The following is a 12,198-nucleotide window of genomic DNA, read 5'->3' as shown; positions in this document are numbered from 1 at the left end:
AGATGACGATTAAAACAATGACAATGCCACAACTAGGTGAAAGTGTAACTGAAGGTACGATTAGCCAGTGGCTGATTAAGGCTGGTGATAAAATTGAGCAATATCAACCAGTACTAGAGGTGATGACTGATAAAGTTAATGCAGAAGTTCCAGCATTGTATTCAGGAACAATTGTGAAGTTGCTTGCTGAAGAAGATGAGACTGTTAACGTCGGAACACCTATATTTGAAATTAAAGTTGATTCAGGTCACACTGAAGATCACGATCATGAAGTTGATGTTCAAGAGCATGATCGTGCTAAAAAAAGTCAAACGCAAAAATCAGAATCAATGAAGCAAAGATACTCACCTGCAGTTTTAACTCTAGCACAAGAACATCAGATTGATTTAAGTAAGCTAAGAGGGACTGGATTAGCCGGAAGAATTACTCGAAAAGATGTGCTCAATTATTTGAATAACGAAAATAATCAGGTTGTTGAATCAATCGAAAATGAGTCGATTATCCAAGCTAAAACGACACAACAGCCTGTTCCCCCAGTAGCGGTTAATCGTGAGATTCCTGTTACCGGAATTAGAAAAGCAATTGCTACTAATATGGTTCGAGCTAAAACAGAAATACCACACGCTTGGATGATGATTGAAGTTGACGTGACAAACTTAGTTGCTTATCGTAATGCTGAAAAGGACAAATTTAGAGAAGAAGAAGGTTATAACCTATCATATTTCGCATTCTTTTTAAATGCGGTAGCCAAGGCATTAAAAGAATTTCCCGAATTAAATAGTTCGTGGCAAGATGATAAGATTATTCAACATAAAGAGATTAACTTATCGATCGCAGTTGGAAATGAAACTGAGTTGTATGTACCTGTGATTCATAATGTTGATGAAAAAAGTATTAAAGGGATTGCAAAGAGTGTTCATCAATTGGCGCATAAAGCAAAGCATAATCAGTTGACGCAAGCAGATATGGAAGGCGGAACCTTTACGGTTAACAATACGGGAACGTTTGGTTCTGTTCAATCGATGGGTGTCATTAATTATCCACAAGCGGCCATCTTACAAGTAGAATCGATTGTGAAGAAGCCTGTGATTATTAATGACATGTTTGCAGCGCGTGATATGGTCAATTTGTGTTTATCACTTGACCATCGAATTTTAGATGGTGTAATTTGCGGAAGATTTATGTCACACGTTAAAAACATTTTAGAAAATATCTCAGGCGACACAACACCAATATATTAAATCATTAATATCAGTCCTAGTTATTTTATTTGTGACAGAATAAAGTAGTTAGGGCTATTTTTTTAATTGGTTTTGAATATTTTACTATTGTAAACTATAATAAAGGTTAGGTTGTATGATTTAGTTTAAAATAGGTGAGGAGCGAATCGAAGTGAAAATAGACTATCAAATGCTTAAAATGATTGTGGCGGTGCCAATTGCAGTTTTGATTGCTGAAACACTGGGGTTGAATTTTACAGGTTCAGCAGGGATTATTGCAGTATTGTGTATTCAGCCAACAAGGAAGCAATCATTTTTAATCGCTGGACAACGTTTCGCTGCAGGCCTTTTATCAATTGTTTTTGCTTATTTTATTTTTGATAACTTAGGCTATGAGCCGTGGACGGTAGGCTTATTGCTCCTTGTTTTCATCCCAATCTCTAATTTTTTAAAAATTGCACCTGGGATTGTGACAAGTCTTGTTGTTATCTTTCATTTTTATGAAACAGGTACGATTGATCAACCGATTATCATCAATGAGATTGTGATTATGGTGCTTGGAATTGGGGTAGCGTTAGTTCTTAATCTATATATGCCAAGTTTAGATAAGAAATTAGCTGACTATAAAAAAGAAATTGAAGCGAGTTATCAACAAATCTTTCGACACTTTGCTGGTTATTTAAAAGGTGAAAATAAAGATCTACCGAAAAGTCGGTTCAATGAGTTAAAGGAGCAATTATATCGTGCGGAAGAATGGGTAGCTAAAAATATTGAAAATACGTTTAGCCGTCAGGCACACAAGCAACAAGATTATTTTTCAATGCGAAAAGTTCAATTAGATTGTTTAGAGCAAATGATTCGAATGATTGAGCCACTAGACATACCAGTTAAACAATCACATAAAATCGCTGATTTATATAATGATTTAGCTGATGCAATTTATCCAAATAATGCAGTAACTTATCACTTAGATCAAGTACAGTGGCTAAAGTCATATTTTGAAAAAGATCAATTACCAACAACGAGATTAGAATTTGAAATCAGAGCAAGTTTATTTCAATTACTTGGTGAAATTGAGCGTTATTTACAAATTAAAAACCGAGCAGTAACTGAAAATTGTGCATAGAAAAAGAGTAGCTAATTTTAAAGCTACTCTTCTTATGAAAATATTTGTACCAATGCGCCTGAGATCACAGATCCGAGCATAATAATAATCATTAGGTAAATGACAAACTTCGTACGCTTTTCTCGTTTAGAAGGCTTGCGTTCAGATTGCATTTGTTGATTCGATTTTGCTTTTCTTTTCTTAGCCATGAAAATACCTCCTTCAAACAGGAAATCATACCACTATTGTAACTTGATTCTTTCGAAGTGACAAGCTTTTTAAGAAAAGATTGAGATGAAGACGTCTTTATCTTCACAAAGGAGAAATAATTAAATGATTAATAGACAACGATTAGTTGACCAATTTTTGCAACTTGTTCAAATTGACTCAGAAACAGGAGCTGAAACAGAAATTGCCCAAGTTCTTAAAACAATTTTTACTGACTTGGGCTTGAATGTCATTGAAGATGATGCGAAGTCTAAGACTGGATTTGGTGCAGGTAATCTAATTTGTACGTTACCAGCGAAACAAAAGGCAACACCGATTTATTTTACATCACATATGGATACAGTATTCCCTGGCAAAAGTGTTAAACCAAAGATCGAAGGAGATTTAATTAAATCAGATGGTACGACAATTCTTGGTGCCGATGATAAAGCAGGTTTAGCAACAATGATTGAAGCAATCCACTGTCTTAAGGAACAGAATCTACCTCATGGACAAATTCAGTTTGTGATTACAGTAGGTGAGGAGTCTGGTTTAGTTGGTGCGAAGGCATTAGACCCGGCATTAATTGATGCTGAATTTGGTTATGCGCTTGACAGTGATGGACCAGTAGGTGACATTGTCATTGCAGCTCCAACACAAATGAAGCTTTTAGCAAAAGTAAAAGGGAAAACAGCTCATGCTGGGGTCGCACCTGAAAAAGGTGTCTCTGCGATCACAATTGCCTCTAAAGCAATTACGAATATGCCATTAGGACGCATTGATCAAGAAACTACGGCTAATATTGGACGTTTTGAAGGTGGACAGAAAACAAATATTGTTTGTGATTATGTTGAAGTATTAGCTGAAGCACGTTCATTAGAACCAGCTAAGGTAAAAAAACAAGTGAGTCAGATGGAAGAGGCATTTGTTGATGCAGCTCGTGAGCTTGGCGGAGATGTTGAAATTGATACACAAGTGATGTATACCGGTTTTAAACAAGCGGCAGATGACCACGTCGTGCGCATCGCAGAACAGGCAATTGATCAGATTGGTAGAACGAGCGCTCTAAAACAAAGTGGTGGCGGAAGTGATGCTAATATTATTGCTGGTTTTGGAATCCCGACAGTGAATTTAGCTGTTGGTTATGAAGAAATTCATACGACTAATGAAAAAATGCCAATTACTGAACTTGTGAAATTAACTGAACTCGTACTTGAAATTATTAAACAGGTTGCCAGTCAATCATAAATAAAAATTTGTTGAAAATGCTTGTTCAAAAGGAAGCGATACAATGTTGAAATGGTATCCAAAAAACGGACGAATTATTTTTCATCTTGATATGAACAGTTTCTATGCTTCAGTTGAGGCTGCTTATAATCCTGAACTGAAAGGGAAACCATTAGCCATTGCTGGGAATCCGGAAGAGCGCCGTGGCATTATTGTTACGAGCAGCTATGAAGCACGAGCAAAAGGTGTTCGAACGACGATGCCTTTATGGCAGGCAAAAAAACTTTGTCCTGAACTAATTGTCTTACCACCTAATTTTGATCGCTATCGTCAAGCATCGAGTGAGATTTTTAAAATTATGGCCGAGATTACACCAATTGTTCAGCCAATTTCAATTGATGAAGGCTATCTGGACATTACCGAATGCTATGATTTAGGTCCACCTTGGGAAATTGCAGAAAGATTACAGCAAAGAATCAAGAATGAGCTTGATTTACCATGTAGCATTGGTATCGCACCTAATAAATTTTTAGCAAAAATGGCTTCTGACATGAAAAAGCCGATGGGAATTACGATTCTAAGAAAAAGAGATTTACCAGAAAAATTATGGCCACTTGATATCGAAGAAATGTACGGCGTTGGTCAAAAGACAGCAGAAAAACTGCACAAACTTGACGTCTATAAAATCGGTGATTTAGTTGAAGCGGATCAATTTCAGCTAAAACGAATCCTCGGTGTTAATGGCGAACGTCTTCAACAACGTGCAAAAGGGATTGATACGAGCCCAGTTGATCCAGATGCGATTTATGACTTTAAAAGTATCGGAAATTCGGAAACATTACGGGAAGATACAACCGACGATACAACAATTGCCAAACTGTTACGAAGATTATCACAGAAAGTTGCTATTCGGTTAGCACGTAAAGAGGTTGTTGCTGAAACATTACAAATTATGATTCGTTACTATAATCGAAAGACGATCACAAGGAGTATTACAAAAGATGAGTATTTGGCACAAGAGGACGAGATTTTTGCGGTAGCGAGTGAATTATTTGATACAAATTGGAATGGTGAACCGATTCGTTTACTCGGAGTAACAGCGCAAAATCTGGTTGAAAAAGAACAAGCGATTGAACAGCTTAATTTATTTAATTATCAAGAACATTTACAGGATGAAGCAATACAAAATGTCATTGACGAATTAAGCACAAAATATGGGAAGAACCCATTCAAAAAAATTAAAGATCAAGTCAATAATGACACACCAACAACAAGCTTTCAAAAAGACTTTCTAGATGATTTTAAACAGTAACATAATACCCAAAGCACTGTGGTTAACGAGTCGCTTTGGGTATTTCGATTGTTAAAAAGTCTTTTGCCACAGTTGTTTTTGCAAAAATTGCTTGTGCTTCTTGCAAAAACTCACGTAAGTTCTGGTCTTGATATCGAGCAGAAAGATGAGTTAGCACTAACTGATTAACATTTGCATTTTTAGCAAGTTGGGCTACTTCTACATTTGAACTATGGTAATATTGATTCGCTAAATTTTGATCAGCACCGTCAAAAGTGGCTTCGTGGATTAATAAGTCAACACCTTTAACGAACTTTTCAAACCGATATGGAAATCTTGTATCACCGAAAATAGCTAGTTTACGTCCTTTTTTATCTGGTCCAACAACATCAGCTCGAGCTATTTCCCTTCCGTCTGCTAATTCAGTTACTTCATTCTGTTTAATTTGTTGATAAATGGGTCCAGGTTGGATACCTAATGCTTTTAATCGGTCGACTTGTAGTTCCCCAATTTGATCGTGTTCAGTTAGTCGATAGCCAAACGAGTCAATGCCGTGGTCTAATTTAATCACATCAACTGTGTAATCTGCTTCAACGAGCTGATAGCCATCAAAAATCTCAACAAATTGAATTGGATATTGTAGCTTTGTCTGACTCACATTTAAACTCGTCTCAATAAATTGATCTAGTCCTTTTGGTCCGAATATTGTTAATGGACTTGAGCCTTCTTGGAAAGAGCGACTACTTAATAGACCTGGTAAACCATAGATATGGTCACCATGTAAATGGGTAATAAATATTTTTTCAATTTTTCGTGGCTTCAATGTTGTATACAAAATTTGGTGTTGAGTTGCTTCTCCACAGTCAAACAACCAGATCGCACCCTCATCCTTTAACAAATGAAGTGCAACTGAGCTAACATTCCGCTGTTTAGAAGGCAGACCCGCACCTGTACCTAAAAAAGTTACTTTCATATCAATTAACCTCTTTTAATTATATTTAGAACTTGTCATCTTTTTGATTAAGGAATAGTTCCTTTTTTTCGATCGTTAAACCAGGACGATCTGTTATGATCATATCACACTTTGCCCGCAAGCATCTTCTCAGATCATTCGGCTGATTGACTGTATATGCACCGACATATTGATTGAATTGATGATACTTTTTTGTCGTGATCAGGTTAATCGCTCGTTGCTTTAAGTGGATACCTGTTAAATTTAATTGTTGACTCAGTTTGATGAGTCGAGACGAATGTCTTTTAGCTAACAGCGCTCGATAAGTGTTTGGATTTAATTGAGATAATTTTTCAAGACTCAAGTGATTAAAGCTTGAAAAAACAACACGATCAAGCATCTTTAACTCCTCGACAGATTGATAAACAATCGCTTCAACCTCGGGATAGTTCACTTTATTCGTTTTTAATTCTAAATTAATCATCAATTGGCTCGGTTCGGCCCATTGTAAAAAATCTACTAATGACATGATTCGTTCAGTATGATAAATCGGGTCAAACCATGAACCGATATCTAACTGTTTTAGCTCTTTAAATGTGAATTGTTTGATCAAGCCTTTTTGACTCGTCACTCGGTTAACTGTATGGTCGTGAATGAGGACGGGTACGTTATCTTTGCTGAGATGAACATCCGTTTCAATTCCTTCAGCCCCTTGATCATAAGCAAGTTTAAAGGCAGCGAAGCTATTTTCTGGGCGGTCAAAGCTTGCCCCACGATGTGCGATAATAAGTGGTTTTATCTGAATCACCTCAATTAATAATTTGCGATTTCACTTAAATCATAGCATAATATAGAAGAATGTGGCATTAGGAGGTTCGATTTTTTGTGAAAAATTTTTCTAATAAAACAATCATCATAACGGGAGCCACGAGCGGTATTGGACAAGCATTAGCATTTAAATTAACTCAGCTAGAAGCTAATCTAATTCTGATTAGTCGATCTGAAGAAAAACTCAATCAATTGCACGAGCAGCTGAGTAAAAAAACGTCTAATCAAATTCACGTTTATGCGGCTGATTTAAGTAACCGAACAGCTTGCCAAACGGTATTTAAAAAAGTCATTCGAAACCATTCACAAATTGATGGATTAATTAATAATGCAGGGCTTGGTATTTTCGAATCTGCACATTTGACTCAAACAAATGATATCGATCGAATGTTCAAGCTAAATGTTTATGCTGTAATTGAATCGCTAAAAGTAATGATTCCGTTTTTTCAAACTCAAACATTTGGACATATTATTAATATTGGCTCAATGGCAGGCAAAATGGCAACCCCGAAAGCTGCTGCTTACAGTGCGACAAAGAGCGCATTGATTGCTTATACAAATGCAGTGCGACTAGAAATTGAAACGAAAGATTTACTGATTACGACCGTCAATTTAGGTCCTGTCAAAACGAACTTTTTTAAACAAGCTGATCCTGATGGTGGCTATCAAAAGTCGGTTGCACGTTATATGCTGACAGCAGATCAAGTCGCAAATGCAATCATCAAAAATCTATTTAAACGTAAACGAGAGATTAATTTACCTTGGTGGATGGCTATTGGTGCAAAATTACACCATCAATTCCCAACTCTAATGGAAAAATTACTAAACCAACAATTTAATAAAAAATAAAATAATGAGTTGAAAGGATTAGCTGATGAAAAAATTTGAAGAAAAAACGATAAAAACTGAACAGATTTTTACTGGGAGGATGATTGATTTATCTGTAGATACCGTCGTCTTACCAGACGGGACAGAATCGACGAGAGAAATTGTCAAACATCCTGGTGCAGTTGCGATTATTGCTCTAACAGATGAGGGTAAAATCGTTGTTGTGGAACAATATCGTAAACCATTAGAAAAAAGCTTGTTAGAAATTCCTGCCGGAAAGCTTGAATTAGGTGAGGATCCAGTTGAAACTGCTAAACGAGAATTAGAAGAAGAAACTGGCTATCGAGCAAATCGGATCACTTATTTAACTTCATCTTATACGTCACCAGGGTTTGCAAATGAAATTTTGTATTTCTATCTTGCTGACCAGTTAACGGCTGTAGAGAATGGGCTTCAAGCCGATGATGATGAATTTGTTGAAGTGTTTGAATATACACTAGAAGAATTGGCAGGATTTGAAAAGTCACAACGGATTCATGATCTAAAGACGAGTTATGCCATTCAATACTTAAAATTACGAAACGATAAAGGAACATTTTAATGTTAACAGAATTTTATGCGGATTTGCACATCCATATTGGTCGTGATCAAGCAAATCGGCCAGTTAAAATTACAGGTTCAAAAAATTTAACTTTAACAAATATTTTAATTGAAGCAAGCAGAAATAAAGGCCTTGATTTGATTGGAATTGTTGATTGTCATGTCCCGACAGTCCAAACCGAGATCGAGCAATTGATCCAAGCTAATCAAGCAATTGAATTAGCAGATGGCGGGATTCAGTTTGAGTCAGTCACACTTCTATTAGGTGTTGAATTAGAGATTTACGATCAGTATTGCTCAGGACCGATTCATGTGTTGTGTTATTTTCCAGATTTGAAAACAATCAAACAATTTACTGAATGGTTAAAAAATCAGCTAAAAAATATTCAGTTAAGTTCACAACGTGTTTATGTGACGGCAGTTGAGTTACAAGAAAAAGTAAAAGAGTTAGCTGGATTATTCATTCCTGCTCATGTGTTTACACCATTCAAAAGTTTATACGGTAAAGGTGTGAAGCATTCTTTAACCGAAGTTTTTAAACCAGATTTAATCGATGCGATTGAATTAGGTTTAAGTTCAGATACCACGATGGTTCAAGGCATAAACGAGTTGAACAACTATACTTTTTTAACAAATTCAGATGCTCATTCATTAATAAAAATGGTCCGTGAATACCAGACAATAGCAATGAAATTGAGTAACTTTAAAGAGTTCAAGCTTGCTTTACATGAAAGAGATGGGCGCAAAGTTATTGCTAATTATGGAATGCACCCACGGTTAGGAAAATATTATCAATCGATTTGTAAGTATTGTGAGAGCAATAACTTTACTGAAGATCAGTGTGCAAATTGTGGCCGAAGTGGGAAAATTAAAGGTGTGTCAGAAAGAATTGATGAGTTAAAGGATAGCGAATTAATCGAGCGTAAGCGTCCTCAATATCATTATCACGTTCCATTAGATTATATTCATGGACTTGGTAAAAAAACATATCAAAAAATGCTTGATCAGTTTGGGACGGAAATGGAGATTTTACATGAAGCGAATCTTGAGGTAATTAGGGCACTCGTTGGTAGTAGAATTGCAAACCAACTTGAAAACATCCGCTCTGGCAAGATCAATATTCAAACCGGTGGGGGAGGTAAGTATGGTAAAATAAGTGAATAGAAATTTTCAGTTCTATTTTACTCTATCATTTCATATTTTTTAGTATAGTTATTGATATTTTCACGATAACAACATTAAAGAATGTGTGGTGGCGGAGACGATGAAAACGAATTATCAAAGAGAAATTACAAAACATATCGAAACGAATCAATTAAGTTATCTATTTATTATGATTTTATTTATAGTTGGGCTTATTTTTGGTGCAATGATTGTTGTATCAATGCACTTTACTCAGAAACAAGATTTACTATTTTATTTAAATCAATATTTTTCCAGAATTGATCAACAAGAAATTCTGAATCATTTTGATTTATTTAAATCTGCGTTATTCTCACATTTACAATATTTAATTATTTTCTTGCTTTTAGGCTTATCAATTATTGGATTACCAATTATTTGGGTTACGATATTCATTAAAGGAACTTTTATCGGTTTTTCAGTCGGTTTTTTTGTCTATCAGTATGGTTTTAGCGGCTTATTATTCATTAGCGCAGCCATTCTACCGCAAAACTTAATTGTTATCCCTGTTTATTTGTTTGCTGCTACGATTGCTATGATCTTTTCCGGTCAATTATTAAAAAAACTTTCAGGTCGACGCTTTATTCGGTTTACAGTAGAACCGGTTAGCCAGTATTTAATTGTTTTTGTCGTTTTGTTTGGTTTTTGTTTGTTGGCGGCATTAATTGAAGGTTATTTAATTGGTTATTATTTACCGTTAGTTAGACAACTTATCAATTAAGAAAGATTCTTATGATGATAGTTAAAACTTATTTTCAAATTATAATAATTGTAATTGACAGTTTCTCACTCTCTGCTTATAATTGAGAAAGTGGGAGGGGGTTCCGTCATGGAACATCGGATTGAACGGATCAAAAAACAATTACATGCTCAAAGTTACAAATTAACTCCTCAACGCGAAGCAACCGTTCGGGTGTTACTTGAACGTGAGGAAGATCATTTAAGTGCAGAAGATATTTACTTGCTTGTAAAAGAAAAGGCACCAGAAATTGGCTTAGCAACCGTCTATCGAACTTTAGAATTACTATCAGAATTAAAAATAGTTGATAAAATTAATTTTGGTGACGGTGTGTCACGATATGATTTGAGAAAAGAAGGTGCCGCCCACTTTCATCATCACCTTGTTTGTATGGAATGTGGCACTGTTGAAGAAATTGTTGAAGACCTATTAGAAGAGGTTGAATTAATTGTTGAAGAAGGCTGGGGCTTTCAAGTTAAGGATCACCGATTAACATTCCATGGTATCTGTCGAGATTGCCAACCTAAGCAAGATTAAAACTGAATCGTCTTTAAATTAAATCTAGGAGCTGTTAATTGTAATAGCTCCTTTAATCATTTAATGTTTAATGTTAGCTTTTCCTGTTTAAAATAGGTACTAGAACAATAATGGTTTTAGTATGTAAGTAGAAGGGACGAGCTAACATGGTTAAGTTAAAACAAATCATCACCGAGATGATAAAAGTTGTCATTATTTTTTTAATTACTTTTTCAATCTTTTTATATGGCGTTAGTATGATGAGAAATGAATATCAACAGCAGTTAAGACATATTGAACCTGAAAAGGCTGCTGAACAAGTAAACTTATTTAAGTTTTTCTTAAACTAAAGGTAATGCCAAAAGTTCTATGAAAAATCAGATTTATTCCTGTTCGAAGGTATGATATTCCCAAATAGGATACTTTTTTAAATGCCAAAGATGTTTTTTTGAAAGTTTCAAGCGGAATTAAGCGAAGAAAAGAATCTGAATTTAAAAAATGGATAACACAAAAAGACCCTCCTGTTTTAGCTTTTTAAACAAGTTGGTTAAGTAAAGTAACCTTTATTCAGCTGAGGTGCTTTTAAGGAGACCATTTCCTAAGTTTAATAACCGAATCCATTTGTCAGGCATATTTTCAACCCCGTCATGAACATAAGGAATCCGAACAGGAACTTTATTGTCTAATGCTTGATGAGGTCTTAAAAAATTGAAACAAGCCGTAAAACAGGCGATATGGGCTCGTGCTCCGTTTTGTGATTTGAAACCGTGTGTTCCTCGATAATTCCCTTTGTATGTACGGTTTAATCGTTCGATTATTTGTTTAAGGGGACGGTATTCTTTTGAGACATCGTCTTCGTTGGTTAATCCAATGACTTGTGTCACATCAAACTGAAAACCGTGTTGGGATAAATAATGTTGAGCTAATTTGTAAATTGGATTACCATCAACGACGAGGTTCAAATCTTCTGGTACGCCTTCTAAGGCGTAATGAGACAGCACATCGTGAACAGCCATTATCGCCAACTCGGTATTGCGCTTAGCTGATAAACGTTGGGATAAGATAATTTTCTTTTTAGCATCAAAGAAATAACAGATATAGTTCCACTTTCCTTTGACGCGTATATAAGTCTCATCTCCACAAATCTCATTTGATAGCTCGTAAGGATAATCTTGAGTGAGAGGTAAGAGTTGCGCACCTGCTGCTGAAGCATAGTTTAAGACCGTTTGGCGACTGATCTTCACACCGTGAAGGTCATAAAGTAAAGCGGCTACTTTTGGGGCTGGCAACCCATAGTTCACATGAAGCGTAAGGATTTCCCCTAATAATCGAGGAGACGCATGAATCTTTGCTAAATCAACAGGCGCTTTGATTAATCCGTAGGATTTAATGTCTTCGAGATTTAAGTGAAAAGACCGATAAATATAACGTAACCCTGCATTATTCATAACTTGATTTTTTATAGGTGATTTGCCCATTAAATTGCCAAAAGTGAATGCCAGT

The 12,198-nt window shown here is 35.7% G+C and carries 14 protein-coding genes; 10 read left to right on the top strand and 4 right to left on the bottom strand.

The genetic code is table 11. The features are described 5' to 3' along the window. Nucleotides 1-2: 2 nt before the first annotated feature. The gene (locus tag ABD814_RS05195) at nucleotides 3-1,241 is read left to right on the top strand and encodes a dihydrolipoamide acetyltransferase family protein (protein WP_344911042.1); all 1,239 of its coding nucleotides are present in this window, start codon (nucleotides 3-5) and stop codon (nucleotides 1,239-1,241) included. 151 nt (nucleotides 1,242-1,392) lie between these two features. After that, nucleotides 1,393-2,346, top strand: a complete 954-nt coding sequence (locus ABD814_RS05190) for an aromatic acid exporter family protein (protein WP_344911041.1) — start codon at nucleotides 1,393-1,395, stop codon at nucleotides 2,344-2,346. Nucleotides 2,347-2,378: 32 nt separating this feature from the next. Here the strand turns inward: ABD814_RS05190 and ABD814_RS05185 are convergent, their stop codons facing one another. Then, nucleotides 2,379-2,534: a DUF4044 domain-containing protein gene (locus ABD814_RS05185; RefSeq protein ID WP_344911039.1), complete on the bottom strand. Its 156-nt coding sequence runs from the start codon at nucleotides 2,532-2,534 to the stop codon at nucleotides 2,379-2,381. 124 nt (nucleotides 2,535-2,658) lie between these two features. Here ABD814_RS05185 and ABD814_RS05180 point away from each other — a divergent pair, with 124 nt between their 5' ends. Both ABD814_RS05180 and ABD814_RS05175 read left to right on the top strand, forming a co-directional pair. Next, a complete protein-coding gene (locus tag ABD814_RS05180) occupies nucleotides 2,659-3,780 on the top strand; it encodes a M20/M25/M40 family metallo-hydrolase (RefSeq protein ID WP_344911038.1) in 1,122 nt (373 codons plus the stop codon). A 43-nt stretch (nucleotides 3,781-3,823) separates the two neighbouring features. Further along, entirely contained in the window at nucleotides 3,824-5,071 is a 1,248-nt protein-coding gene (locus ABD814_RS05175) for a DNA polymerase IV (RefSeq protein ID WP_344911036.1), read from the top strand. Nucleotides 5,072-5,093: 22 nt separating this feature from the next. On the opposite strand, the gene rnz is transcribed toward ABD814_RS05175, so the two are convergent. Continuing rightward, nucleotides 5,094-6,023: a ribonuclease Z gene (gene rnz, locus ABD814_RS05170; protein WP_344911035.1), complete on the bottom strand. Its 930-nt coding sequence runs from the start codon at nucleotides 6,021-6,023 to the stop codon at nucleotides 5,094-5,096. A 25-nt stretch (nucleotides 6,024-6,048) separates the two neighbouring features. Then, entirely contained in the window at nucleotides 6,049-6,810 is a 762-nt protein-coding gene (locus tag ABD814_RS05165) for a glycerophosphodiester phosphodiesterase family protein (RefSeq protein ID WP_344911034.1), read from the bottom strand. 77 nt (nucleotides 6,811-6,887) lie between these two features. Here ABD814_RS05165 and ABD814_RS05160 point away from each other — a divergent pair, with 77 nt between their 5' ends. From ABD814_RS05160 to ABD814_RS05135, 6 genes are all read left to right on the top strand, one after another. After that, nucleotides 6,888-7,679 (top strand): SDR family NAD(P)-dependent oxidoreductase, encoded by a 792-nt coding sequence (locus tag ABD814_RS05160; RefSeq protein WP_344911033.1) that lies wholly within the window; start codon nucleotides 6,888-6,890, stop codon nucleotides 7,677-7,679. Nucleotides 7,680-7,704: 25 nt separating this feature from the next. After that, nucleotides 7,705-8,259 (top strand): NUDIX domain-containing protein, encoded by a 555-nt coding sequence (locus ABD814_RS05155; RefSeq protein ID WP_344911031.1) that lies wholly within the window; start codon nucleotides 7,705-7,707, stop codon nucleotides 8,257-8,259. Beyond that, nucleotides 8,259-9,422, top strand: coding sequence for an endonuclease Q family protein (locus ABD814_RS05150; protein ID WP_344911030.1), 1,164 nt, complete (start codon nucleotides 8,259-8,261; stop codon nucleotides 9,420-9,422). The genes ABD814_RS05155 and ABD814_RS05150 overlap by 1 nt, the downstream gene beginning before the upstream one ends. A 100-nt stretch (nucleotides 9,423-9,522) precedes the next feature. Next, a complete protein-coding gene (gene spoIIM / locus ABD814_RS05145; RefSeq protein WP_344911028.1) occupies nucleotides 9,523-10,161 on the top strand; it encodes a stage II sporulation protein M in 639 nt (212 codons plus the stop codon). A gap of 108 nt (nucleotides 10,162-10,269) precedes the next feature. Further along, nucleotides 10,270-10,716, top strand: coding sequence for a ferric iron uptake transcriptional regulator (gene fur, locus ABD814_RS05140; protein WP_344911027.1), 447 nt, complete (start codon nucleotides 10,270-10,272; stop codon nucleotides 10,714-10,716). Nucleotides 10,717-10,862: 146 nt separating this feature from the next. Beyond that, on the top strand, nucleotides 10,863-11,045 hold the full coding sequence (locus ABD814_RS05135; protein ID WP_344911026.1) for a DUF4227 family protein: 183 nt from the start codon (nucleotides 10,863-10,865) through the stop codon (nucleotides 11,043-11,045). 213 nt (nucleotides 11,046-11,258) lie between these two features. Here ABD814_RS05135 and ABD814_RS05130 read toward each other — a convergent pair. After that, a partial coding sequence (locus tag ABD814_RS05130; protein ID WP_344911025.1) for a DDE-type integrase/transposase/recombinase occupies nucleotides 11,259-12,198 on the bottom strand: 940 nt, incomplete at its 5' end.

Origin of the sequence: Amphibacillus indicireducens (assembly GCF_039539605.1) — a bacterium.
Lineage (GTDB): Bacteria > Bacillota > Bacilli > Bacillales > Amphibacillaceae > Amphibacillus > Amphibacillus indicireducens.
This window is presented reverse-complemented; position numbering and strand designations above follow the sequence as displayed.